20 protein-coding genes and 1 tRNA gene are annotated in these 24,094 nt (G+C 56.1%); 14 read left to right on the top strand and 7 right to left on the bottom strand.

Annotated features, from left to right (window positions below; all coding sequences use genetic code 11):
- Positions 1 to 49: 49 nt before the first annotated feature.
- Both AC2FIT_RS05900 and AC2FIT_RS05895 read right to left on the bottom strand, forming a co-directional pair.
- Positions 50 to 126, bottom strand: a tRNA-Pro gene (locus AC2FIT_RS05900).
- Positions 127 to 240: 114 nt separating this feature from the next.
- Entirely contained in the window at positions 241 to 1,356 is a 1,116-nt protein-coding gene (locus AC2FIT_RS05895) for a THUMP domain-containing class I SAM-dependent RNA methyltransferase (RefSeq protein WP_496827557.1), read from the bottom strand.
- Positions 1,357 to 1,643: 287 nt separating this feature from the next.
- Here AC2FIT_RS05895 and AC2FIT_RS05890 point away from each other — a divergent pair, with 287 nt between their 5' ends.
- Genes AC2FIT_RS05890 through nqrF form a run of 6 tightly spaced genes read left to right on the top strand, consistent with a single transcriptional unit; the run spans position 1,644 to position 7,504 of the window.
- Entirely contained in the window at positions 1,644 to 2,987 is a 1,344-nt protein-coding gene (locus tag AC2FIT_RS05890; RefSeq protein WP_496827555.1) for a Na(+)-translocating NADH-quinone reductase subunit A, read from the top strand.
- Positions 2,988 to 2,992: 5 nt separating this feature from the next.
- Positions 2,993 to 4,201 carry an NADH:ubiquinone reductase (Na(+)-transporting) subunit B gene (locus AC2FIT_RS05885; RefSeq protein WP_496827553.1) on the top strand — a complete coding sequence of 403 codons (1,209 nt, stop codon included), beginning with the start codon at positions 2,993 to 2,995 and terminating at the stop codon, positions 4,199 to 4,201.
- A complete protein-coding gene (locus AC2FIT_RS05880) occupies positions 4,194 to 5,009 on the top strand; it encodes a Na(+)-translocating NADH-quinone reductase subunit C (RefSeq protein ID WP_496827551.1) in 816 nt (271 codons plus the stop codon). Before AC2FIT_RS05885 ends, AC2FIT_RS05880 begins: the two co-directional genes overlap by 8 nt.
- Positions 5,009 to 5,662 (top strand): NADH:ubiquinone reductase (Na(+)-transporting) subunit D, encoded by a 654-nt coding sequence (locus AC2FIT_RS05875; RefSeq protein ID WP_068332984.1) that lies wholly within the window; start codon positions 5,009 to 5,011, stop codon positions 5,660 to 5,662. The genes AC2FIT_RS05880 and AC2FIT_RS05875 overlap by 1 nt, the downstream gene beginning before the upstream one ends.
- Positions 5,662 to 6,270, top strand: a complete 609-nt coding sequence (gene nqrE / locus AC2FIT_RS05870) for an NADH:ubiquinone reductase (Na(+)-transporting) subunit E (protein WP_224889955.1) — start codon at positions 5,662 to 5,664, stop codon at positions 6,268 to 6,270. The genes AC2FIT_RS05875 and nqrE overlap by 1 nt, the downstream gene beginning before the upstream one ends.
- Positions 6,271 to 6,280: 10 nt before the next feature.
- Positions 6,281 to 7,504: an NADH:ubiquinone reductase (Na(+)-transporting) subunit F gene (nqrF, locus tag AC2FIT_RS05865; protein WP_496827548.1), complete on the top strand. Its 1,224-nt coding sequence runs from the start codon at positions 6,281 to 6,283 to the stop codon at positions 7,502 to 7,504.
- A 57-nt stretch (positions 7,505 to 7,561) separates the two neighbouring features.
- On the opposite strand, the gene tviB is transcribed toward nqrF, so the two are convergent.
- On the bottom strand, positions 7,562 to 8,845 hold the full coding sequence (tviB, locus tag AC2FIT_RS05860) for a Vi polysaccharide biosynthesis UDP-N-acetylglucosamine C-6 dehydrogenase TviB (RefSeq protein WP_496827787.1): 1,284 nt from the start codon (positions 8,843 to 8,845) through the stop codon (positions 7,562 to 7,564).
- 187 nt (positions 8,846 to 9,032) lie between these two features.
- Entirely contained in the window at positions 9,033 to 9,557 is a 525-nt protein-coding gene (locus AC2FIT_RS05855) for a CBS domain-containing protein (protein ID WP_224889958.1), read from the bottom strand.
- 373 nt (positions 9,558 to 9,930) lie between these two features.
- Between AC2FIT_RS05855 and AC2FIT_RS05850 the strand changes: the two genes are divergently transcribed.
- The 6 genes from AC2FIT_RS05850 to AC2FIT_RS05825 all read left to right on the top strand — a co-directional run bounded on the left by AC2FIT_RS05850 (position 9,931) and on the right by AC2FIT_RS05825 (position 17,047).
- Positions 9,931 to 10,956: an FAD:protein FMN transferase gene (locus AC2FIT_RS05850; RefSeq protein WP_496827546.1), complete on the top strand. Its 1,026-nt coding sequence runs from the start codon at positions 9,931 to 9,933 to the stop codon at positions 10,954 to 10,956.
- 15 nt (positions 10,957 to 10,971) lie between these two features.
- Positions 10,972 to 11,208 (top strand): (Na+)-NQR maturation NqrM, encoded by a 237-nt coding sequence (nqrM, locus tag AC2FIT_RS05845; RefSeq protein WP_496827544.1) that lies wholly within the window; start codon positions 10,972 to 10,974, stop codon positions 11,206 to 11,208.
- A gap of 70 nt (positions 11,209 to 11,278) precedes the next feature.
- Entirely contained in the window at positions 11,279 to 12,967 is a 1,689-nt protein-coding gene (locus tag AC2FIT_RS05840) for a sulfatase-like hydrolase/transferase (RefSeq protein ID WP_496827542.1), read from the top strand.
- Positions 12,968 to 13,055: 88 nt separating this feature from the next.
- Positions 13,056 to 14,573 carry a 2,3-bisphosphoglycerate-independent phosphoglycerate mutase gene (gene gpmI, locus AC2FIT_RS05835; RefSeq protein WP_496827540.1) on the top strand — a complete coding sequence of 506 codons (1,518 nt, stop codon included), beginning with the start codon at positions 13,056 to 13,058 and terminating at the stop codon, positions 14,571 to 14,573.
- Positions 14,570 to 15,700: a murein hydrolase activator EnvC family protein gene (locus AC2FIT_RS05830; protein WP_496827537.1), complete on the top strand. Its 1,131-nt coding sequence runs from the start codon at positions 14,570 to 14,572 to the stop codon at positions 15,698 to 15,700. The genes gpmI and AC2FIT_RS05830 overlap by 4 nt, the downstream gene beginning before the upstream one ends.
- A 6-nt stretch (positions 15,701 to 15,706) precedes the next feature.
- Positions 15,707 to 17,047, top strand: coding sequence for a S41 family peptidase (locus AC2FIT_RS05825; protein WP_068333009.1), 1,341 nt, complete (start codon positions 15,707 to 15,709; stop codon positions 17,045 to 17,047).
- A 45-nt stretch (positions 17,048 to 17,092) separates the two neighbouring features.
- Here the strand turns inward: AC2FIT_RS05825 and AC2FIT_RS05820 are convergent, their stop codons facing one another.
- The 3 genes from AC2FIT_RS05820 to AC2FIT_RS05810 all read right to left on the bottom strand — a co-directional run bounded on the left by AC2FIT_RS05820 (position 17,093) and on the right by AC2FIT_RS05810 (position 19,828).
- The gene (locus AC2FIT_RS05820; protein ID WP_496827535.1) at positions 17,093 to 18,619 is read right to left on the bottom strand and encodes an MFS transporter; all 1,527 of its coding nucleotides are present in this window, start codon (positions 18,617 to 18,619) and stop codon (positions 17,093 to 17,095) included.
- 77 nt (positions 18,620 to 18,696) lie between these two features.
- Positions 18,697 to 19,056 carry a hypothetical protein gene (locus AC2FIT_RS05815; protein WP_496827533.1) on the bottom strand — a complete coding sequence of 120 codons (360 nt, stop codon included), beginning with the start codon at positions 19,054 to 19,056 and terminating at the stop codon, positions 18,697 to 18,699.
- Positions 19,057 to 19,066: 10 nt separating this feature from the next.
- A complete protein-coding gene (locus tag AC2FIT_RS05810) occupies positions 19,067 to 19,828 on the bottom strand; it encodes a DUF6478 family protein (protein WP_496827531.1) in 762 nt (253 codons plus the stop codon).
- A 241-nt stretch (positions 19,829 to 20,069) separates the two neighbouring features.
- Between AC2FIT_RS05810 and AC2FIT_RS05805 the strand changes: the two genes are divergently transcribed.
- Together AC2FIT_RS05805 and AC2FIT_RS05800 are read left to right on the top strand one after the other, a co-directional pair.
- The gene (locus tag AC2FIT_RS05805; protein ID WP_496827529.1) at positions 20,070 to 23,171 is read left to right on the top strand and encodes an ABC transporter transmembrane domain-containing protein; all 3,102 of its coding nucleotides are present in this window, start codon (positions 20,070 to 20,072) and stop codon (positions 23,169 to 23,171) included.
- Complete coding sequence (locus AC2FIT_RS05800) at positions 23,164 to 24,054, top strand: CPBP family intramembrane glutamic endopeptidase (RefSeq protein WP_496827527.1); 891 nt, start codon at positions 23,164 to 23,166, stop codon at positions 24,052 to 24,054. Before AC2FIT_RS05805 ends, AC2FIT_RS05800 begins: the two co-directional genes overlap by 8 nt.
- Positions 24,055 to 24,094 lie beyond the last annotated feature (40 nt).

Raw genomic sequence — 24,094 nt, 5'->3', positions numbered from 1 at the left:
GTGCTGCGGCAATGGCGCAGTTCATTCGCATTTAACTGATTGATTTTATTGGTCGGAGTGAGAGGATTCGAACCTCCGACCCCTGCCTCCCGAAGACAGTGCTCTACCAGGCTGAGCTACACTCCGACCGTGGCGGGTGATCTATACCCGGGTGTTTTGATGTGCAAGGGGTATTCTGACGGTAAACTCTGGAACTCTAGTACGTCCGTCACCACGCTAAGCCCGTCGTTAGGCATGCCGTCACGGTAAAGGATCAGTTCGATACAGCCGGATTTTAGTACCGCCATGATCGACAATCGGACCTGCGGGCAGCAATGGCAGGCGCGTAGCCCGCGCCAAAGATTGACTGCTGGTTACAATGCCCACCCTCCATCCTGTGAACCGCGACAGTAAAACCTTGCCAAAACTGCCATAAAGCGAGCGCAGACGTTTTTCGTCTCCTATCCTTGCACCGTAGGGCGGGTTGACGATGACAAGCCCCGCCTGACCCGGTGGTGGCTTGATGTCGCTGACAGATCGGCAGAAAAAACGGGTATTTTCAGCTACCCCAGCGTGTTCGGCATTGGCTTTGGCCGCTTCAATGGCTCCGGCGTTGCGGTCTGATCCAACAAATACCGCGTCAATCTGCGCTTGAGGGCTGCCGTCTCGCATCTCAGCCCATCTTTGTGCGTCGAATCCACGCAGATCTTCGAACGCAAAACGGCGCGATCGGCCGGGGTTCAGCCCCATCGCCATCTCGGCTGCTTCTATTACGAACGTGCCTGAACCGCACATCGGGTCCAAAACAGGCTCGGACCCGTCAAAGCCACATTCACGCAGAAACATTGCTGCCATTGTTTCGCGCATTGGTGCTTTTGCCACAGCCGGCTTGTGACCACGCTTGTGCAAAGGCTCGCCAGAGGTATCGATCGAGAGGGTGCAGATGTCCTTTTCAATACGCAGCAAAACACGCAGACCTGCCTCGGGTGAAATTGGTGTCTCCAATGTTTCCGAGATCGCCGTCTCGATCCTCTGACGTGCAGCCCCGGCGTGGTAGATGCGTGACTTTCGACTTGTGGCTTCAACCTTCACCGGTATGTCGGGCCGCAAGAAATCAGACCAAGGGACCTTACGTGCCCGTTTGTCCAGCTGGGCTAGGTGCACCGCGGGAAAACTGGCTATTCGTACCAGAACCTTGTTGACCCCGCGAAGACACAGATTGGCGCGCCAGACCTCTGACCAGTCACCCTGGCACGTTATTCCACCGGGAACGCGTTTCGCACCGGCGAATCCTTTCTCAACAGCCTCGGCATGTAAAGGGGCCTCAAGCCCAGGGGTGGCCACCAGAAAATATTCAAGATCGTGCTTTTCGTCCATTGGACGTGCTTACACCGGAAGCAACCCGGGCGCGATATGCAATTTTTTTGTGACGATACATATAGTATTAAAGGAAATTGACACGGAATGTTCAATTTTGGCGGTAACAGGTTTGCTTTCGGCATAATCCCCGCGTAAAGGGGCCACAATCAGGATTACGCCCGTGGATCATAGACACCTTTCGGCGCTTTTACGACGACTGTGCAGAAGACCCGCGTTATTGTCTGACCCTAATAAGGTGTCGGCAAAGCTGGCGCAGATAAAGAGGCTTGGAAGACCGTAGCGACATGCAAACTTTCAAACTGAAAAAAGGGTTGGAGTTACCGGTGCTGGGTGCGCCTGACCAAACCATTCATCCGGGACCGGAATTCAAGACCGTTGGCGTCTTGGGTGGCGACTACATGGGTCTAAAACCCCGTATGCTGGTGCAGGAGGGCGAGACGGTACAGCGTGGTACGCCGTTGTTCTGCCACAAGGACGCGCCAGAGGCGATGATGGTCGCCCCGATGAGTGGTAAGGTCGTGGCAGTTAACCGAGGCGCACGCCGTGTCCTGCAGAGCGTTGTGATCGAGGTATCAGACCCCAATGATACGGGGTTGGATTTCTCGGGCGTGGGTAATTCGGACAGCGCCGAAGGTGTTACCGAGAAATTGTGTGCGGCGGGTCTGTGGACGTCGTTCCGCACACGGCCATATTCGAAAATGCCCGAGCCGGGCAGCAAACCTGCGGCGATTTTCGTTACTGCCATGGATAGTGAGCCGCTGGCCGCCGACGCGGCCGTGATTATCTCGGACGCGGAAGAGGCCTTCACGACTGGTCTTGGCGCGATCACCAAGCTGACCGAGGGCAAAACCTATCTTTGCCACAAGGAGGGTGACAGCGTTCCGGGCGCAGATGTTTCTGGGGTTGAGGCGGCGTCTTTCTCTGGTCCGCATCCTTCGGGGTTGGCTGGAACGCATATTCATTTCCTTGAGCCGCTGACCGGCGACAAAAAGGTCTGGACCATTGGCTTTCAGGATGTGATCGCCATTGGCCGACTGATGTTGACCGGGCACCTGGATCCAAACATCGTGATTGCGCTAAGCGGTCCGGGCGCGCGGCAACCGCGCTTGATCCGAACCGTGATGGGCGTATCAACGGATGACCTGACGTCTCACGAAATCAACCTCGACGGTACACCGCGGATCATCTCGGGCTCGATCCTGTCCGGAGCGCAGGCCGAAGGTCCGACGGCTTTTCTGGGTCGCTTTGCGCGCCAAATCTGCATCATCCGCGAGGATCACGATCAGATCCCGATGGGTTGGATTCGCCCAATGCCGTCGAAATTCTCGGTTCAGCCGGTGCTGGGTTCGGCCTTCTCGCAAAAGCTTTTCACCCTGACCAGCAACCTGAACGGCGGTCGACGCGCCATGGTTCCAACCGGTACATTCGAGCGGTTGATGCCACAGGACTATCTGCCGACGCAGTTGCTGCGTGCGCTTCTGGTTATGGATACAGACACTGCACAGGCCCTTGGCGCGTTGGAACTGGACGAAGAAGATTTGGGTCTTGTCGGCTTTGCGTGCCCGGCAAAATATGAATACGGGCTGGCGCTGCGCGACTGCCTGACAAAAATCGAAAAGGAGGGCTGATCCAAATGGGTTTGCGCAGCTTCTTTGATCGGATCGAGCCAAACTTTACCAAGGGCGGCAGATACGAGAAGTATTTTCCCATCTACGAGATGGTCGAAAGCTTTATTTACACTCCGAAAACCGTGACCACAGTCGCGCCTCATGCGCGGTCATACATCGATATGAAGCGGATCATGACCTATGTCGTGATCGCGACGATCCCCTGCATCCTGTGGGGGATGTACAATACCGGTTATCAGTCCAATGCCGCGATTGTGGCACTTGGTCCGGATTCGGCGACGGGTTGGCGGATTGCGATCCTGCAAGCGTTCGGTATCCCGCTGGATCCCGGTAACGTCTTTGCCAACGTCATGCACGGCTTGATGTATTTTCTTCCGATCTACATCGTGACCCTTGTTGCCGGCGGTATTTTCGAGGTGATCTTCGCAACCGTGCGCGGGCATGAGGTAAACGAAGGTTTCCTCGTTACTTCAATGCTTTATACACTGATCATGCCGGCGAGTGCGCCACTCTGGCAAGTGGCGTTGGGCATCATCTTTGGTGTTGTCATCGGCAAAGAGGTGTTCGGCGGCACCGGCAAGAACTTTCTCAACCCCGCTTTGGTGGGTCGGGCTTTTTTGTACTTTGCCTACCCGGCGAATATGTCAGGCGACACGGTCTGGACCCCCGTGGATGGGTTTTCTGGCGCGACTGCACTGTCGGTGTCAGCGTCCCAGGGATATCAGTCTCTGGCTACCGAGGGTCTGACCTGGTGGAACGCGTTTCTTGGCTTGATGCAGGGCAGCTTTGGTGAGACGTCGGCACTGGCCTGCCTGATCGGGTTGGGCTTTCTGCTGATGACGCGTATCGCCAATTACCGCCTGATCGTCGGCTGTCTGGCAGGCACCATTGGCTTTACGCTTCTGCTGAACCTGATCGGTTCGGATACAAACCCGATGTTCGCAATGCCGTGGTACTGGCACCTTGTGGTCGGTGGCTACGCGTTTGGGTTGGCATTCATGGTGACCGAGCCGGTCTCGGCCAGTCACACCAACATTGGCCGCTATATCTATGGCGCGCTGATCGGCATCATGGTCGTGATGATCCGCGTCATCAACCCGGCTTTCCCTGAAGGCATGATGCTGGCCATTCTGTTTGGCAACGTCTTCGCTCCGCTCATCGACTATTTCGTGGTTCAGGCCAACATTAAACGGAGGGCGCGCCGCCATGTCTGATACGCAACCCCACGAACCCAAGGGCGCGATCGCAAGGTTTCTGGCGGCCTCGCCGGATTCGGTCGGTAAAACGATTTTCATCGCCGTCGCCGTCTGTCTTGTTGCGTCGATGGTTGTATCCTCGGCAGCGGTCAGCCTGCGTCCAGTGCAGGAAGCCAACCGCCTGAAAGACAAACAGGTTAACGTTCTGCAGGTCGCCGGCGTGTACGAGCCCGGCATCGACGTATCCGAAGCGTTCGCCGCATTCGAGCCGCATGTGCTTGAACTCGCGACAGGTGAGTTTGCTGACGATCAATTTGACGCCGCCACCTTTGACGATCTGGCCGCCGCCAGTGACCCAGAGCTGAGCGTGGCATTGGAAAATGACCCGGCGGGCATTGGCCGCAAGTCCAAGTACCGCGTGGTCTATTTGCTGCGCGACGAGTCTGGTGACTTGAACAAGGTGATCTTGCCGCTGCATGGTTACGGCCTGTGGTCGACCCTGTATGGCTTCATCGCACTGGAAAACAACGGCAATGATATCTTCGGTCTGCAATTCTATCAGCACGGTGAGACGCCGGGCCTGGGGGCCGAAGTGGACAACCCACGCTGGAAAGCGTTGTGGAATGGTAAAAAGTTGCGCGATGACGAAGGAGATTTGCAGATCACGGTAGCCAAGTCGCAACCGGCTGCTGGCCCTGAATATTATGTCGATGCGCTGGCTGGTGCGACGCTGACTTCGGTTGGTGTCGACAACCTTGTGAAATTCTGGATGGGTGATGAGGGCTACAGCCCCTTCCTGGCCAAATTGCAAGCAGGAGAGTTCTGATGTCCCAGACCAAGAAAGAAATGCTGGTCGACCCGCTTGTCGACAACAACCCCATCACCTTGCAAGTGCTTGGCATCTGTTCGGCGTTGGCGGTGACGTCGTCGCTGCAAGTGTCCATCGTAATGGCACTGGCGGTGATTTTCGTGACGTCGTTCTCATCCTTCTTCATCTCGTGCCTGCGCAATCAGATCCCGGGTTCGATCCGGATCATCGTTCAGATGGTAATCATCGCCTCGCTGGTGATCTTGGTGGACCAGATTCTCAAAGCCTACGCCTTCGAGATTTCGAAAACCCTGTCGGTTTTCGTTGGTCTGATCATTACCAACTGTATCGTTATGGGGCGGGCTGAGGCCTTCGCCATGAAAAACCCGCCGGTCGCATCTTTCATCGACGGTGCTGGCAACGGTATGGGCTATGGCCTGATCCTGTTGCTGGTTGGGTTCATTCGTGAGCTGTTCGGCGCGGGGTCGCTGTTCGGTGTCACCATCCTGGAAACTGTCAACAATGGCGGCTGGTACGTGCCCAACGGCATGCTGCTGCTGCCCCCATCGGCGTTCTTCATCATCGGTCTGATCATTTGGGCCTTCCGCACATGGAAACCGAAACAGGTAGAAGAACGTGAATATAAAATTCAGCAGGTAGAGGCCCACTGATGGAAGGTCTGATCTCACTGGCCGTAAAGGCCGTCTTTGTCGAAAACCTTGCGCTCAGCTTTTTCCTTGGCATGTGTACGTTCATCGCCGTGTCGAAAAAAATCTCAACCGCGCTGGGGCTGGGTATTTCTGTGATGCTAGTTCAGGCGATCACCGTCCCGACCAACAATCTGCTGCTTACCTATCTGCTGAAACCGGGAGCGCTGGCCTGGGCGGGGTTTCCGGATGTGGACCTGACCTTTCTTGGCCTGATTTCATATATCGGCGTGATCGCGGCGATGGTGCAGATTCTGGAGATGATCTTGGATAAGTATTTCCCGCCTCTCTACAACGCACTGGGAATCTTCCTGCCTCTGATCACGGTGAACTGCGCCATCCTGGGTGGCTCGCTGTTCATGGTGGAACGAGACTACAACTTTGCCGAGGCTACGACTTATGGTCTGTCTTCGGGCTTTGGTTGGGCACTGGCGATCACCGCCATGGCGGGTGTGCGTGAGAAGCTGAAATATTCTGATATTCCAGACGGTTTGCAGGGTTTGGGCATCACGTTTATCACCGCAGGTCTGATGGCGATGGCCTTCATGTCCTTCTCGGGCGTGAAGCTGTAAGGAGGCGTTGATGGAAACCTTTAGCCTTGGCGTTGTCCTTTTCACTCTGATCGTTATCGCGCTGGTAACAGTTATTCTTGCGGCCCGATCCAAGCTTGTCTCTACCGGTGACGTGAACATCACGATCAACGGCGAAAAAACCATCTCAGTCCCGGCGGGAGGCAAGTTGCTGCAAACGCTGGCAGCCGAGAAGCTGTTCGTGCCGTCAGCCTGTGGCGGCGGTGGGACCTGCGCACAGTGCCGCGTGCGGGTACATTCTGGCGGCGGATCAATCCTGCCGACCGAGGAAAGCCATATCACCAAGCGCGAAGCCGCCTGCGGAGACCGCCTATCCTGTCAGGTCGCGGTCAAGCAGGATATGGATATCGAAGTTCCCGAAGAGGTCTTCGGCGTCAAAAAGTGGGAATGTACCGTCCGTTCAAACGAGAACGTGGCCACGTTCATCAAGGCGCTGACGCTGGACTTGCCTGAAGGTGAGGACGTGAACTTCCGCGCTGGTGGCTATATCCAGATCGAAGCACCCGCGCACCAGTTGAAATACACCGATTTCGACGTCGAAGAAGAATACCGCGAAGACTGGGATCGCTTTAATCTCTGGCAGTACGAGTCCGTTGTAAGCGAGCCAATCGAACGCGCCTATTCGATGGCCAACTATCCGGATGAGAAGGGCATGATCATGCTGAACGTCCGGGTTGCTTCACCACCTCCGGGCTCCGAAGGTATCCCCCCGGGGCAGATGTCCTCGTACATCTTTAATCTCAAGCCGGGCGACAAGGTCACGATCTCGGGTCCGTTTGGCGAGTTTTTTGCCCGCGATACCCAGAAAGAGATGGTTTTCATCGGTGGTGGCGCCGGTATGGCTCCGATGCGCAGCCACATCTTCGACCAGCTCAAACGCTTGGAAAACCGCGATCGTAAGATCAGCTTCTGGTACGGTGCCCGGTCGAAGAAAGAAATGTTCTTTGTCGAGGATTTCGACCAGCTGGCCGAAGAGTTCGACAATTTCGAATGGCATGTTGCCCTGTCCGATGCGCAGCCCGAGGATGATTGGAAAGGCTATACCGGCTTCATCCACAATGTTTTGTTCGAGGAGTACCTCAAGAACCACCCCGCACCTGAGGATTGCGAGTTCTACATGTGTGGCCCGCCGATCATGAACCAATCGGTTATTAACATGCTTCTAGATCTGGGCGTGGACCGCGAAGACATCATGCTCGACGACTTCGGCGGGTAAGGCGAAAAAAACCGGCGCATCAGGCGCCGGTTTTCATTTGAGGCAACAACGCCTGGTCTAAAGCCTCAGATCGCTGGCCTCGCGCGGTAGGCAGGATTTGACGTCAAAAACCACGCTTTTGGGTTTGCCAAAGGCGCGGAACTGCGCAGGGTCGAGCGTTCGGTATTCCTGATGTGCGACAGCCAGAACGACACCGTCATACATTCCTTTCTCTGGCTGCTGGATCAGAGACAACCCATACTCGGATTGCGCCGCCGCAGGATCGGCATGCGGGTCATGCACATCGACTGTCACCCCGTAGCTTTGAAGCTCGGTTATAATGTCCACGACACGCGTGTTGCGCAGGTCGGGGCAGTTTTCCTTAAAAGTCAGGCCCATTACCAGAACCCGCGCCGCGCCTACGTTTATCCCGCTGCGCGTCATCCGCTTGACCAGTTGCGACACGACATAGCCACCCATACTGTCATTCAGTCGTCGACCTGCCAGAATGATCTGGGGATGATGTCCAACGGCCTCGGCCTTATGGGTAAGGTAATAGGGGTCAACCCCTATGCAGTGCCCGCCCACCAAGCCGGGGCGAAAGGGTAGAAAGTTCCACTTGGTTCCCGCTGCCCGCAACACGGCTTCGGTGTCGATATCCATCCGCCCAAAAATCATCGCCAGTTCGTTGACTAAAGCGATATTCAGGTCGCGTTGCGTATTTTCGATGACCTTGGCCGCTTCGGCCACGCGTATGCTTTCAGCTTTGTGAGTGCCTGCCGAGATTATACGAGCATAAAGCGCATCTACCAGATCAGCCACTTCGGGAGTCGAGCCGGATGTAACCTTGCAGATATCCGAGATTCGGTGCGTCCTGTCGCCGGGATTGATCCGCTCAGGGCTGTAGCCAGCGAAGAAATCAATATTGAACGTCAACCCGGAGACGCGTTCCAGCACGGGCACGCAGTCCTCTTCAGTCGCTCCGGGATAGACTGTGGATTCATAGATCACCAGATCGCCGGGTTTCAGCAAACCACCCACCATCTCGGACGCGCGCAGCAGAAGGGACAGATCCGGCTGCTTCCCTACCGTGATCGGGGTGGGCACCGTTATGATGTAGGTATCGCAGTCCGCCAGATCACTCAGATCAGTCGTGAACACCAACCCGGAGGCTGCTGCAAAATCCTCGGGCTCGACCTCTTGTGTTGCATCGAGTCCGGCGCATAGGGCATCGATCCGGTTCATGTTGATGTCATAGCCCAACACAGGACCAACCTTGCCGAAGGCCACTGCCAACGGCAGGCCCACATAGCCAAGGCCAATCACCGCGATACGACGTGCGTTCGGATCGGACGCAATCATCATAGCAACTTGGACATAAGGTCCGCACCTTTTCGGAGTGCGTGAATTTCGTCGGATTGAGCCCAATTGATCACTTGGTGCCTGTTACCGGAGCATATTATTTGCATCCCTCGACCTCACTGCAGCCTTTGGCGCCTCAGGGATACTGTCGCAAGGGCAAGGTCAAGGGTATTTTCTGCAAAGCCACTTAGCCGACGATCATCTGCTTCATGCGAAGGGCTTCATATTCCAACTCTTTCAAGCGGAAATGAACAACGTCGCCAATGGTAATCACGCCGCACAGGTTGCCATCACGCAGGACTGGCATATGACGAAAGCGGCCTTCTGTCATGGTTTTCAGAACATCGTTTAACAGGTCGTCCGGAGTGCAGGTCTTTACCTCGCGCGTCATCAGGTCCTCGACCGCTTGCGGCAAGGTCTGGCCGGGCGTATCCGCCATACGCCGCACGATGTCACGCTCGGACAGAATGCCGTGAAGGGCACCGTTCTGATCAGTCACCAGAACTGCACCGATACGCTTTTCTTTAAGCGTGTTGACAACGGAATGGATCGTTTCGTTGGGCCGCACCGAAAACACCGCATCACCCTTGCCTTCCAGCAGTTTTGCCACGGTTGTTTGTGAGTGCGACAGGTTTGACTCTGTCGACTGGCTGTACGTGGTCTTGTCTTCCTTGTCGCCGCGCATCGGAGCCTGGTAAGAGCTTGGAGCCATGGGCAATCTCCTTTTGGTCTTGCAATGCCTTTCCCTTTCACCTTAGCGCAGCTAAACGACCTGTATAGGGTGCAATTGCGTTGATGGGCAGAATCCCGGACCTGAACAGGAGGCACAAGCCTTTGAACAATCTGTATCTCACCCCGCCGGTGGCTGCCCTGATTTTCTTTGTGGTCGTTGTCTGTGGTCACAATTTCCGCATGCTGTGGAAACAACAGCCGCCGGGTTGGCGAAAACGGGCGTGGCTGTTCGGGCTCCCCGCAGGGATCGGTTTATTGGTCCTGGGCTTTTTGCCGCTAAAGCCGTGATGCCGGTTTGACTCTGGCCGGGGTGGCTGGCATACGCCGGACACTTATTTTCAGGAGGTCGCCCCATGCGTCTTGTGCCTGTTTTGGCTCTTTTCACAGTTCTGTCCGGCTGCCTGTTCGACACCGACCCTGAGGTGGTTCGACTGTCGGGCGAGACGATGGGAACGACGTTCAACGTCACCGCAATCGGCGAGGATTTGGATCAGGACGCTTTGGCCGCCGCTGTCGAAGAGACTCTGGCGGAGGTCAACGCCAAAATGTCCAACTGGGATCCGAATTCCGAAGTCTCAACCTTCTCAGCCGCGACCAGCACGGACCCTATGCCAGTCTCTGCCGAATTCGCATATGTCATGGCCGCCGCGAATGCCGTTCACGAAAAGACCGGCGGCGCATTCGATGTTACGCTAGGCCCGCTGATCGAACTGTGGGGCTTTGGGCCGCGCACGCCCGAAGACCCGGTGCCTTCGGATGCCGAAATTCGGGCAGCATTGAACAATGTGGGACAGAACCGTTTGCTGACCCTCGACACCGCCGCCGGGACGCTGGCGAAATCCGATCCCGATGTCGGAATAAACCTGTCCGCTATTGCCAAAGGCTATGGTATTGACGCCGTGGCTGAAACTCTGCGGACAGCAGGTATCGAGGACTATCTGGTCGAGATCGGCGGCGATCTGGTCACAAGCGGCCAGAATGATCAGGGTGAGGCTTGGCGAATTGGCATCGAAAAACCGCTTGCCGGTGCACAGTCACCGCAATTGATCGTATCTGTGAGCGATCGGGGCATGGCAAGTTCCGGTGACTACAAGAATTTCTTCGAACATAATGGTGCGCGCTATTCGCATATCATCGACCCGACAACCGGGCGTCCAATCACGCACCGTACAACCTCTGTCACGGTATTGGCCGAAAACGCGATGATGGCAGATGCCTGGGCGACCGCGATGCTGGCCTTGGGGCAGGAAAAGGGTTTGGCACTGGCCGAAAAGCATAAACTTGCCGTGTACTTCATCTCTAGGGATGTGACAGGCGGCGAAGATGCGTATATCACAGTACAAAGCACCGCGTTCAAAGATGCGCTTGAACCCAACTGATCGGTAGGAATCACAATGAGTACCTTTATTCTGGCCTTTGTCTTGCTGGCCCTGGTGATGGTGGGCATGTCGCTGGGTGTCATGCTGATGGGCAAAACCATCAAAGGCAGTTGTGGCGGTCTCAATGCGATCTCGGGTGCGGACAAGTGTTTGGTGTGTCACAAGGACGTTGACCCCGACAGCCCACTGCGCGATCAGCTACAGTGCAAGCGCGCCAAGAAGATGCTGGAACAGATGGAGCGTCGGGCCTGAGCGCAGATTATGCTTCGTTGATCGCCCGGAATTGGCTAACTAGGTCCTTGACTATATTGGGGGCGCAACCTTGGCCAAAGCCAAAAACATTCTGTTTATTATGTTCGACCAGCTACGATGGGATTACCTGAGTTGCTACGGTCACCCACATTTGCATACCCCCAACATTGACCGCCTTGCCGCGCGCGGTGTGCGGTTTAACCGGGCTTATATTCAGTCCCCGATTTGCGGCAGCTCACGCATGTCGACCTATACCGGGCGCTACGTTCATTCGCATGGCGCATCCTGGAACGGTATCCCCCTGAAAGTGGGTGAAATGACGATGGGCGATCACCTGCGCAAAGCCGGTATGGACTGTTGGCTGGTCGGCAAAACCCATATGCGCGCGGATGCCGACGGGATGGCGCGGCTGGGTCTGGAGCCCGACAGCTTGATCGGCGCTCGGGTGGCGGAATGCGGGTTTGACGTGTTCGAACGCGACGATGGTATGCGCCCAGAAGGTCCAGATGGATTTTATGACCCTGACGGAGCGAAAGAATACAACAAATACCTGACCGACAAGGGGTATGAAAGTGACAATCCCTGGCACGACTTCGCCAATTCTGGATTGGACGCGGACGGAAACGTGCTGTCTGGGTGGTTTCTGAAAAACGCACACGAAGCCGCAAATATTGCTGAGGAAGACAGCGAAACCCCCTATCTGACCGGCCGCGGTATCGAGTTCATGGAAAAGCATGGTGGCCCCTGGTGCTGCCACTTAAGCTTTATCAAGCCGCATTGGCCCTATATCGTGCCCGAACCTTATGCCTCATTGTATGGGCCAGAGTTTGTATTGCCTGTCGTGCGATCCGAGGTTGAACGCCAGAATGCGCACCCGGTATTGCGTGCGTTTATGGAAACAAAAGTCGGTCAGGCATTTTCACGTCAAGATGTGCGTGAGGCGGTAATCCCTGCCTATATGGGTCTGATCAAACAGGCCGACGATCAGATGGGACGCCTGTTCGACTGGATGGAAGAAACCGGGCGCATGAAGGACACGATGATCGTGCTGACCTCGGACCATGGTGATTTTCTTGGGGATCACTGGATGGGCGAGAAAACCTTTTTCCACGACGCCTCGACTAAGGTTCCGCTGATTATCTACGACCCGTCACCTGAATCTGACGCGACCCGAGGCACAATCTGTAACGCGCTAGTTGAGTCCATCGACCTCGCTCCGACCTTCGTCGAGGTGGCCGGGGGTGAGGTGGCCTCGCATATCCTCGAAGGGCATTCCCTGTTGCCGATATTGCATGGGCAAAAGGATGAGACACCCCGCGATGTTGTGATTTGTGAGTATGATTATTCCGCCTCACCCATTGCCGATGCGCTGAATGCGTCGGTACGGGATGCGGTGATGTTCATGGTTGCCGACAAGCGTTGGAAGCTGATCCATTGTGAAGGCGGCCACCGCCCACTGCTGTTCGATCTGGAAAACGACCCGGACGAATTGAACGATCTGGGGGAGAGTGACAAGCATGCTGACGTCATCGCCCGAATGTACGACCACCTCTTCGCATGGGCCCGACGCCCGTCGCAGCGCACGACACGTTCGGCGCAGCAATTGATCGAGATGCGGACCAAAAGCCGGGGTAGGGGTGTAGTAGTCGGTGTATATGACGAAAACGATGCCCCGCTTGAGCTGACCGTAAAGTACCGGGGGCGAAAAGCCCGGCCTTTTGCCGGCTACATCGGCACGGATAAGCCTTCCCGTCATTAAATTTGGCGTAACGGGGCCGAAAGGCGGTTCACCCGCCGTGGGTCAGGCGATAAAAGAGCGTCCAAGAGCAGAAACCCGGAGTTCAAAAATGACCGTCCCGAAACCCGTCGTCCTTTGCATTCTTGATGGTTGGGGACTGTCAAACGAAACCAGGGCCAACGCGCCTTATCTGGCCAATACGCCCACTTTTGATGCAATGATGGCCAACGAACCGCATGCCACTCTGATCACCCACGGACCAGATGTTGGCTTGCCCAGCGGACAGATGGGCAATTCCGAGGTCGGCCATACAAATATTGGCGCAGGGCGCGTTGTCGCAATGGATCTGGGTCAGATCGACCTGGCAATCGAAGATGGCACATTTTTTGAAAACGATGCTTTGCAGGATTTCATTGCCCGCGTGAAAGCCGCTGGCGGGACGGCCCATATGATGGGCTTGGTGTCAGATGGCGGTGTGCATGGACATCTGAACCACATCGTTGCTGCGGCCAAAGCGATTACCGATGCGGATGTGCCTGTCGCGCTTCATGCGGTGACCGATGGCCGCGATGTGGCCCCAAAGTCGGCCTTGACCTATGTCGCCGAACTTGAAGGCCGTCTGCCGGCAGGCGCGCGGATCGTGACGGTCAGTGGGCGATATTTCGCGATGGACCGTGACAATCGGTGGGAGCGTGTAGCTAAAGCCTACAAGGCGATGATCGACGGCAAAGGCCGGGTCGCTTCATCTGCAAGGGAGGCAATCGAACAGGCCTACGACAAGTCGGAAACCGACGAGTTTATCGAACCCACGGTTCTGAAGGGCTTTGACGGTGTCGCGGATGGCGACGGGTTTTTCTGTCTCAACTTCCGGGCTGACCGCGCGCGCGAAATTCTGCGCGCGATTGGTGAGCCCAGTTTCGCCGAATTTGATACTGGTCCCCGCCCACAGTTGTCGGCATTGATTGGAATGGTGGAATACTCGGACGGGCACAACGCGTACATGACGACCGTGTTTCCCAAGCGGAACATCGTGAACACTCTGGGCGAATGGGTAGCCAAACAGGGACTGCGCCAGTTTCGTCTGGCCGAGACCGAAAAATACCCGCATGTCACGTTCTTCCTGAACGGCGGCAAGGAAACGCCCGAGGCGGGCGAAGATCGATACATGCCGAAATCTCCCAACGTGGCAACTTACGATCTACAGCCCGGGATGTCCTCGGCCGAGGTGACGGCAAAATTTGTTGAGGCGATTGAGGCCGGGTATGATCTGATCGTCACAAACTATGCCAACCCGGATATGGTTGGGCATACCGGAGATTTACAAGCCGCTATCAAGGCTTGTGAGGCTGTAGATCAAGGGCTGGCGCAGGTCTTGGCTGCGCTGAAAAAGGTAGGGGGCGCAATGATCGTCACCGCTGACCACGGCAATTGTGAGGTGATGGTAGACTCTGAAACCGGCGGGCCGCATACCGCGCATACACTGAACCCCGTACCTGTGGTTTTGGTCGGAGGGCCCAAGGGTGCCACGCTGCGCAACGGCCGTTTGTCTGATCTTGCCCCTACCTTGTTACAATTGATGGGTCTGGAACAACCGCCTGAAATGACGGGCAAGAGCCTGCTCTTATGACTCTGCGCGCGTTTCTGTTTGCCGCGTTGTTCGCAATGCCCGTCGAGGCCCAGACTGACCCGTCGAAAGCCGCCCTTGATGCGGTGCAGATGCTGGAAGAGGCTTCGATCGCGCTAAACAACGCCGAAAACGCTCGCGACAGGGTGCGCGCTCTGACAGAAACAATTCAGGCCTACGAGGCCGGTCTGGCCGCCATGCGCGAAGGGTTGCGCCGCGCCGCCACGCGCGAGGCGCAGTTAACCGCAGAATTACGCAGCCGCGAAGATGAAATCGCGCAGCTTTTGGGCGTGCTGCAAACCATCGAAACGACCGCGCCATCCGTTTTGATGCTTCACCCATCTGGCCCGCTTGGCACCGCCAGAGCCGGCATGATGCTATCCGAGGTCACGCCCGGCCTGAACGCCCATGCACAGGCTCTGGCCCATGACCTGCAAGAGGTTCAGACCCTCAGGCAGCTTCAGCAAAGTGCCGCGGAAACCCTGACCGAAGGCTTGACTGGCGTTCAATCCGCCCGCACTCAACTCAGCACCGCCATTGCTGATCGAACCGACCTGCCGGTGCGGTTTGTCGAAGACCCGGTGCGAACGGCGATCCTGATCTCGTCAACAGAAACGCTGGACGGGTTCGCGCGCGGTCTGACGGAAATTTCTGATGGGGAAATCGCGGCAACCAATGCGGATGTGTCCAGCCGTAAAGGCAATATCGCCCTGCCTGTACAGGGTATTCTGCTTCACCGCGCCGGCGAAACCGATGCAGCGGGCGTCAAACGCCCTGGAATGGTGCTGGGCACCCGGCCGCGCGCGATTGTTACATCGCCAACCGCAGCCACAATCCGGTATCGCGGTCCATTGCTCGATCTTGGGAATCTGGTCATCCTTGAACCCCAACCAGGGCTTTTATTTGTGTTTTCTGGCCTTCAGGAGGTGTATGGGAATATAGGACAAGTCATTCCCGAAGGTACACCGGTTGGTTTGATGCCGGGTGAAACTCCGGGAATCGGCGCTATTTTGTCAACAAGCGGTGATGGCACTGGAACTGATCGGTCAGAAACGCTCTATATAGAGGTAAGACAAGACAACAGCCCCGTGGACCCGGAATCTTGGTTTCGGACCGGCAAGGATGGATAAGAACATATGAAGAAATTTGTGATGGCCGCTCTGGCCGGAACCGTGGCAGGTGTAATAACAACGACTCAGATCGCAGGCCCATTGCTCGCCCAAGAGGCCGCGAACAAGGCCAGCGTATATGAACAACTTGATCTTTTTGGCGACATTTTCGAACGCATTCGCGCGCAGTATGTCGAAGAGGTTGAGCCCGAAGAGCTGATCGAAGCTGCTATTGACGGAATGCTGACTTCGCTGGACCCACATTCCAGCTATTTGTCGCCCGACGATGCGGAACAGATGCGCGTGCAAACGCGGGGAGAGTTCGGCGGCCTGGGCATTGAGGTGACGCAGGAAGAGGGTTTTGTAAAAGTCGTTTCGCCCATCGATGACACCCCGGCAGATGCTGCGGGTATCGAGGCTGGCGACTTTATCACCCATGTCGATGGTGAAAGCATTCTGGGCCTGACACTGGACAAGGCAGTAGAATTGATGCGCGGTCCGGTCGGGTCTGAGATTGTGATTACCGTCGTTCGTGAAGGTGAAGCAGACCCGTTCGACGTCACCATCATTCGTGACACGATCAAGCTCACAGCCGTGCGCGTCCGGACCGAAGGACCCAGCGTCGTGCTGCGTGTCACCACATTTAACGACCAGACCTTCCCCAACCTTCAAGAGGGGATGAGAGAACAGATTGAACAGGCTGGTGGCATCGACAAGATCAACGGATTTGTTCTGGACCTGCGCAACAATCCCGGTGGTCTGCTGACGCAAGCCATCAAAGTGTCCGACGCGTTTCTGAACGAAGGCGAGATCGTCTCGACCCGCGGCCGCAATCCGGGCGAGGGTGAGCGCTTTAACGCCACAGCCGGAGATCTGGCTGAAGGCAAGCCGATTGTGGTGTTGATCAATGGCGGTTCTGCCTCGGCCTCCGAGATCGTGGCGGGCGCTCTGCAGGATCACCGCCGGGCCATCGTCGTCGGAACCAAAAGCTTTGGCAAAGGCTCGGTGCAAACGGTGATGCCGCTACGTGGGGATGGTGCGATGCGTCTGACAACATCGCGCTATTACACGCCGTCGGGTCGCTCGATTCAGGCGCTTGGTGTCAGCCCCGACATCATAGTGGAACAACCCCGCCCAACGCCCGCCGCGGATGACGAAGAAACGGATGCTCGGACGCGCTCAGAGGCAGACCTGCGTGGAAGTCTGAACAATGACAGCCTGAGCGAGGACGAAATCCGCCAGATCGAGGAAGACCGCGCACGTGCGGCAGCCACTGCCGAACTCCGCGAAGAGGATTATCAGCTGGCTTATGCGATCGACATCCTCAAAGGTCTGTCCGCCTTCAATCCAAGCGGGCCGTCGCAATAACACAAAAGGGCCGTCCCGAGGGGCGGCCCCGTTTTTGTGTCGCGATCAGTTCTCGACTTTGTGCAATTTGTCTTCGTCCAGCAACATGGCCAGCACAATCCCTACTGAAACGGACAGGGTCGCGAAGATAAATGCCATATTCATTCCTGTATCAAAGGCAGAGGCGATTGCGTCTTTGACCTTTTCAACCTCTGGCCTGGTCAGTTTTTGCATGACGTCGCGGGCTGTCGCGGTAGTCAGAGTGCCGCCATTGATAGCCCGCTGATCAGAAGCGGACATATCAATCCCTGCGGCGGTAAGCTGCTCACCCAGACTACGTAGGCTGACCAGGAACATGATTGCCGTCGCGCACGCGACTGAAATGGCACCGTAGACAAGATGGGTCATGAAACTAAGCCCGCCGACCAAGCCAGCGCGTTCCGGCTTTACCGCGCAGACGGCAGCAGTGCCCGAGGGCCCAACTGTCAGTGTGGCCCCCAAGCCGATCATGGCCATACCGGGCAATATCTGCCAGTACCCTAATGTTGCCGGCATCGCGACGACGCTGGCCGCGCCAATGGTGGCGCAGAGATATCCCCAGAACAACAACCGCTTGGGGCCGAAATCATTGTATAGCTTGCCTGATACGATTGAGCCTACAGCCAGCAACACCGTCAAAGGCGCCAAACCAAAAGCTGATTGCAGGGTCGACCACCCCAGAACCTTTTGCATGTATTGGGGGAAATACATCAATCCCACAAAAGCCGCAGACACGTTAAACATATTCAGGCCCAGCGTGATACGAAACTCTCGGTTTGCAATCATCTGCGGCAGAAGCAGAGGCTCTTTCACGCGTTTTTCCACTTTGGGGAACAGAAAGAAAAGCCCGGCGCTGACGAAAAACAACATCAGCAATGGGGGTGAGCTCCAACCCCAATCTGCGCCAACATCCAGTGCATAAAGCAGCAGCAAGACGGCAAAAGACAGAATGCCTATACCCGTGAAATCGATATGTTCACCCTGTTTGTGATGGGTTTCACGTTGCATCAGCAGCAAGGCCGTGACCATCGAGATGGTGGAGAACACGACGTTTGCAAGGAAGAACAACCGCCAATCCCCTAGGTTGACAACTGTCCCGCTGATCAGCGGACCAAAGACATTGCCGCAGGTTACACCCGCCAGGATCAGACCCATGATCATTGCCCGATGTTCCGGGCGTGAAACCTTGGTTGCACCGAAGGCCAGCGTGCATGGCCAGACACACCCTGCGCCAATTCCTTGCAGCGCGCGGGCGACAATGAGGAAATCCAAAGTTGGCGATACGAAGCACATGATGGAAGAGAACAAGAAGATCGAAAGCCCGATCAGCATCATCTTGCGATGCCCATACATGTCGCCCAGACGACCTCCGGCGACCATAGTCATGGCGAAAAACAGTGCATAGATGTTAAGGACCCACTGCGTGCTGGTAATATCGGTGTCGAAACTGTTTTCGATTGCCGGAACAAGGATTAATGCGCCGGTGAAGTCGATCCCGATCCCGAACCCTGTCACCATCAGCGCAATGATTTTGATGATACTGCTGCGGTCCATGAGCTTGTCCAGATTGCCTTGGATCGCTCAATGATGCACGGAAATGGTGGAAAAGATAGGAATTTGCCGCGCGCAGATCAGTCGCTTGCGTTCTGCGACCGCCGAAATGCCCGCTTTAGCATGTCCATTTCGGCGCGCAACAACTCGACCTCGGCGCGCAAGTCATCCGCTGCCGGGACGCCCGCGATAACCGTGAAATCCCCCAGTTTTTCTGATGTTTCGGCGTTCTCGATCACAAAGCAATGCACCCCATCGGACAAGGCCGCCTGTGGTACAGGAATTTCCACGGACCATCCGCTATCTGAGGGCGTAACGCGTACATCCGCGAGGGGTTTGCCCAGATACTGTACGCGAACCTTCGGGTCGGCTTCTGCCTCTATGTGCCCGAGCCAAAGGCCGTTTTCAAAGCGGATGGGTGTCAGTGTTGGTGACGTCATGCCAGAACTCTCACAAATCAGCGCGGTGGTGGCGGCAGAAGGTCAGATCACGTAGCGAAATGCAGTTCATCTGTGGATTTTCAAAAATCAGGTCCAGCCATATCTTTTCAATCCGGGCCTCGTTCAGGGGTAAGTGCGCCAGGTCGAAATCGACCGAGTGGGACTGCGCAGAAGGATCCAGCGTACGCAAAACCTGATCGGTGTTTGGGCCATGAAGAATGTTGAGGCGCGCAAACAGCTCAACCGGCAGTTCTGCGTCAATCAGAACGTCCACACGTATCAAGTGCTGTTTGGTCAGGTCTTTCGCGGCCTCAGTGGGCAGATCGACCGACAACGACAGAAATGCACCGGCAAAGCCGAACACCTCAACCTGCAGGCCAAAGGCGGCTAAATCCTGATCTTGGCTGTTTCTGGTTTGCCGCATGCCAATCTCAGCCAGAGAGCAGTCGTGGAACAAAGTGACCTGCCGATCTATCCGCGCCCTGCGCGGGGCCGAGGCGACACCCGGGCGCGCCAATGGTCCGCGCCACAAGTCGGGCCGCCAACACCAGTCCGCCCCTAAAGGTTTGGGGATTTGGTTAGAGCCTATCCTGGGGCGGGCAAGCCGTGTTTCGGCTTCATGAAGTAACATATCTAGATGTAAGCGTAGTTTCCGTGCTTGGTCACGTTGTCGGCGCAGCTTCGGTTCGGGCGAATCCGCCGCGCCGCGCACAGCCTTGCGCCAACGCTCAACGACCTTGCGGTGGATATAGCGATCCAGAAGCCTGCCCATGTCCCCATCACTTGGATTGTGCTTCTGTTTAGTCAAAAACCGCAGAGGGTTTAAAGACAAATAACCGAAACCTTGGGTCAAGAATCGCTAATTCGTGAAGGCAAAGACGGATGGGCAAACCCTGCGAAACCTGTTAGCAGCGCCATTCTTGCAATCACACGGGTCAGTGCGTACCGTCTGCACCTGGTCGCAAGGGGTTATTCGACAAACGCATCCACTTAATTTGAGACAGGGCCGGGGCATGGAACCCACTCTTTTTGCTTTCATCTGGAAATACTCAAAAAAACAACAGCTTGTGTTGCTGTTACTGACGGTTCTGTCATTTCCATTCCTATACGCCTCGCTTGAATTGCCTAAGCAGATCATCAACGGGGCCATCGGTGCCCCCAGTGATACGGTGACAACTTTTGGCGTTACCGTGACACAGGTGCAGTATCTTATGATCCTGTGTTTTGCGTTTCTGGCCACAGTCATTGCCAGCGGGCTGATGAAGATGCGCATCAACACGATGAAGGGCATTTTGGCCGAACGCATGCTGCGCCGGTTGCGGTTCACTATGATTGAACGCACCATGCGCTTTCCGAAATCTTATTTCGCCACAACCAGCCAGGGTGAGCTGGTGTCGATGATCACTTCTGAGGCTGAGCCTATGGGCGGGCTGATGGGCGATGCGATTGCGCAGCCTGTGTTCCAGTTTGGGCAGATGATGACCATCGTCACGTTCCTGTTTATGCAAAGCGTGTGGTTTGGCCTCGCCAGTATTGCGCTGATCCCTTTACAGGCCTGGCTGATTCCTAAGCTGCAACGCCAGATCAACCTGCTGAACAAAGAGCGTATTCAAGAGGTCCGCAGCCTTAGTTCCGAGATTGGTGAAAGCGCGGCGGGTATTAGCGATCTGCGCACCAATGGCGGTTGGCGCTACAGGCTGGCGCAGTTCAGTCACCGGTTGGGGCTTTTGTTCGAGATCCGGTTCAAAATCTACAACAAGAAATTCTTCATGAAGTTTCTGAACAACCTGATTACGCAGATGACACCGTTCCTGTTCTATTCGGTCGGTGGCTATCTGGCGATTACGGGTGAGGTGACGGTCGGTGCGCTTGTAGCGGCGCTTGGTGCGTACAAGGACCTGAGCGGCCCGTGGAAGGACCTGTTGACCTACTACAATCAGGTTCAGGATATGTCGCTGCGGTGGGAGGTAGTGACAGAACGCTTTGCGCCCTCGAACATGATTCCGGAAGAGTTGTTTGAAGGTGAACCCGAGGCGATCCCACATCTGACCGGTGAGATCGAGCTGCGCAACGTGACGGTGCGCGACGATGACGGGAAGACCATACTTGAGGATGTCGACTTAAAAATCCCCAAGGGCGCGCGGGTGGCGATCAAGTCCACCAATGCCTCGGAACGCAATGCGTTGGCGCAGGTGCTGACGCGTGAAGTCCTGCCAGCCCGGGGCGAGGTAATCATAGCGGGGCACAACCTGAAAGACCTGCATCAGGCGGTAATCGCCGCGCGGATCGGCTATGCCTATTCGCGGCCCTACCTGTTCAGCGGTACGTTGGGCAGCAATCTTATGATGCCGCTGCGTACCCACCCGCAGCAAGGGGCAGAGGCTAATCCAACCCGGTGGCAGATCGAAGCCGCCCGCGCGGGCAACTCGACTGATATGCTGAGCGAGGAGTGGATTGATCCAGGAATAGCCGGGCTTGAGGATATCGATGATATTCGCGCGTGGTGGTTCCAACTGGTCGAAGCGATGGGAATCGACGAATTCATGCTGCGGCGCACCTTGCGGACGCGCTTTGATCCTGATCTGCACCCCTCGCTGGCGGAAGATATCGTCAAGCTGCGCGACACCGTTGCCGAGCGACTAAAGGAACGCGGGCTGGATCGGCATGTTTACCGCTTTGACCCTGAGCGTTTTAACCCGGCTGTTCCGCTTGGCGGCAACCTGCTGTTTGCTGCACCATCGCGGGATATTAACCCGGAATCTTTGGCCGATGATGCCCGTTTTAAAAAAATGTTCGGGATGTATGATCTGGCCAACGACGCAATGGCGATGGCCAGCGCGGTCGTGGAAACGCTGGATCAAGCCTTTGGCCGCGACGGGACCGATCACCCCCTGTTCCTGCGTTTGGGCATGTCGAAAGAGATGTTTCATCGCCTTTTGGACATCAAGGATCGCCGCAAGTCGAAGGGTGAGGGTGGGATAAGCGAGGCAGAACGCGCTTTATTGCTGACGATTCCGTTTTTGCTGACGGCCGAACAAATCGGACCGGATTTCCCGGAAGAATATAAGGAAAAGATCCTCACCATCCGTAAAGAGCAGGCTGAAAGGCTGCGCGGGGCGCTTGAAGGCATGTTCGTGCAGTTGTCGCCAGATAGCTATATCCCAAGACTCACGGTTATGGAGAACGCGCTTTATGGCCGGGTTTCGCTGATGGCGGGCGCCCACGCAGACGAGATCGAGGATGTTGTTGCCGAGGCGATGAACGAGGCCGGTCTGCGCCGCAGGGCTGCGTCCACAATGTTCGATCTGCCAACCGGGCTGGGCGGAAACAACTTACCGACTGTGTTTCAGGAACGTGCGGCGTTTTCCCGTGCTGGTATCAAGCGCCCCGATATTCTGATCCTTGATAAGGCGTTGGCAAGCCACGACTCCGAAAGCCGCCTGCGCACGCGTCTGCGGTTGCGAGAATTGTTGCCCGATTCAATAATGATTTTCATGGAAGATCATTTTGCACATCCAGAAGCTTATGATCTGTTTGTCGAAATCAAGGAAGGTCGCATTGATGGCGTTTCACGTACGCGGACCCAGCCGGAAGACAGCACGACGGCTGACCTGAGCAACAAACTGCGGATCATCTCATCGACCGAGTTGTTTTCCGGTATCGACGCACGGAACCAGCGGCTTCTGGCGTTCTCGGCACAATGGTACGAGGTCGCGGAAGGCCAGATGATCTTTTCTCGTGGGCAGGCGCCAGATGCTGCCTACCTGTGTATAAAAGGGAATGCCACGCTGGAGTGGTCGGATGAAGACGGACGAAATCGCGTGATCTCCACCATTGAACCCGGTCGTCTGATTGGCGACCTTTCGATTATCACGGGCGAGTTGCGTCAACTGGACCTTACTGCAACTACGGACTGTATCTTTCTGCGCATTGGCGCCGAAGAATTGCGCGCCGTGATCGAAAGCGATGTTTCGGTCGCGGTTCAATTGCTGCAAACTGTGGCCGGATATTTTTCGAAACTGTCCAACAGGATCAACACGGCCCAGAACCCTTCGGACCTTTTCCCAGAGGCACCGCAACCCATCCAAGGCGAGAGCACAGGCAATAATGCGTGACACCAGCGCCTACTCCGCCCACGAACAGCTTGTTCGTGACGCCCGCGCGCGGCCTGAACTGTGGCGTCTTGCAGTGGGATTGGCCGTAGTCGTTGTACTGTATGTGGCGCTCAATTCTATCCTGTTTGCGGCCATCGGCAACATGTTGCAACCGAGTCAGGCCGAGACCCTGCTGCGCGGCTCCTCAAGCCTTGCAACCCTGGTTCTGCTGCTGAGTTTCGGGTTCCTGACGCTGGGCGTCGGATTGGCGGCGCGCCAAATGCAAAAAAGGTCATTGATCGGGATTTTAGGCCCGCGCGATCTGTGCCTTCAACAGTTCTGGCGCGTTCTCAGGGCCTTGGTGATTCTTGGGTTGGTGTTGATGGCCCTGCCACCCTATGGGATGGGTGAGCCCCTGACGCAAAACCTGTCCTTTTCTAAATGGCTCTTGTTGCTACCGCTATCGCTGTTTGCGGTGCTGATCCAGACTAGTGCCGAAGAAGTGCTGTTTCGCGGCTATCTACAGCAATCCCTTGCGGCGCGGTTTAGGTCTCCGGTGATTTGGATAGGTATCCCTTCGGTTTTGTTTGCCGCGGGGCATTATGCGCCAGGTGTGAGTGGTGAAAACGCGCTGCTGGTCGCGCTCTGGGCGTGTATTTTTGGCGTTCTGGCAGCAGACCTGACTGCAAGGGCAGGGACGCTCGGACCCGCTATCGCGATGCATTTCCTGAATAATACCGTTGCGCTGGTGTTTATCTCGTTGCCCGAAACCCTCAGTGGCCTAGCCCTGTACCTGTTGCCCTACGATATGTCCGGGACCGGCATGCTGCGCCAATGGCTGCTGGTGGATTTCGTTGTGATGATCGTGAGTTGGCTAACTGCGCGTCTTGCGCTCAGGCGTTGATTGCAATTCCTTCTCCGGCGTTTTATTTGACGTCAATGCC

This window comes from Ruegeria sp. YTSA135 (assembly GCF_059610165.1).
Note: the sequence above shows the minus strand (reverse complement) of the source record. Positions and strands in the feature narration are given on the sequence as shown.

Coding starts and splice junctions, on each gene's coding strand:
- AC2FIT_RS05810 (WP_496827531.1), bottom strand. CDS start 19,828: ATGGGCAGGCTTCTGGATCGCTATATCCACCGCAAGGTCGTTGAGCGT.
- AC2FIT_RS05855 (WP_224889958.1), bottom strand. CDS start 9,557: ATGGCTCCAAGCTCTTACCAGGCTCCGATGCGCGGCGACAAGGAAGAC.
- AC2FIT_RS05820 (WP_496827535.1), bottom strand. CDS start 18,619: ATGGACCGCAGCAGTATCATCAAAATCATTGCGCTGATGGTGACAGGG.
- AC2FIT_RS05830 (WP_496827537.1), top strand. CDS start 14,570: ATGACTCTGCGCGCGTTTCTGTTTGCCGCGTTGTTCGCAATGCCCGTC.
- nqrM (WP_496827544.1), top strand. CDS start 10,972: ATGAGTACCTTTATTCTGGCCTTTGTCTTGCTGGCCCTGGTGATGGTG.
- AC2FIT_RS05880 (WP_496827551.1), top strand. CDS start 4,194: ATGTCTGATACGCAACCCCACGAACCCAAGGGCGCGATCGCAAGGTTT.
- gpmI (WP_496827540.1), top strand. CDS start 13,056: ATGACCGTCCCGAAACCCGTCGTCCTTTGCATTCTTGATGGTTGGGGA.
- AC2FIT_RS05825 (WP_068333009.1), top strand. CDS start 15,707: ATGAAGAAATTTGTGATGGCCGCTCTGGCCGGAACCGTGGCAGGTGTA.
- AC2FIT_RS05850 (WP_496827546.1), top strand. CDS start 9,931: ATGCGTCTTGTGCCTGTTTTGGCTCTTTTCACAGTTCTGTCCGGCTGC.
- AC2FIT_RS05800 (WP_496827527.1), top strand. CDS start 23,164: ATGCGTGACACCAGCGCCTACTCCGCCCACGAACAGCTTGTTCGTGAC.
- AC2FIT_RS05890 (WP_496827555.1), top strand. CDS start 1,644: ATGCAAACTTTCAAACTGAAAAAAGGGTTGGAGTTACCGGTGCTGGGT.
- AC2FIT_RS05895 (WP_496827557.1), bottom strand. CDS start 1,356: ATGGACGAAAAGCACGATCTTGAATATTTTCTGGTGGCCACCCCTGGG.
- AC2FIT_RS05815 (WP_496827533.1), bottom strand. CDS start 19,056: ATGACGTCACCAACACTGACACCCATCCGCTTTGAAAACGGCCTTTGG.
- AC2FIT_RS05805 (WP_496827529.1), top strand. CDS start 20,070: ATGGAACCCACTCTTTTTGCTTTCATCTGGAAATACTCAAAAAAACAA.
- nqrF (WP_496827548.1), top strand. CDS start 6,281: ATGGAAACCTTTAGCCTTGGCGTTGTCCTTTTCACTCTGATCGTTATC.
- nqrE (WP_224889955.1), top strand. CDS start 5,662: ATGGAAGGTCTGATCTCACTGGCCGTAAAGGCCGTCTTTGTCGAAAAC.
- tviB (WP_496827787.1), bottom strand. CDS start 8,845: ATGATTGCGTCCGATCCGAACGCACGTCGTATCGCGGTGATTGGCCTT.
- AC2FIT_RS05875 (WP_068332984.1), top strand. CDS start 5,009: ATGTCCCAGACCAAGAAAGAAATGCTGGTCGACCCGCTTGTCGACAAC.
- AC2FIT_RS05885 (WP_496827553.1), top strand. CDS start 2,993: ATGGGTTTGCGCAGCTTCTTTGATCGGATCGAGCCAAACTTTACCAAG.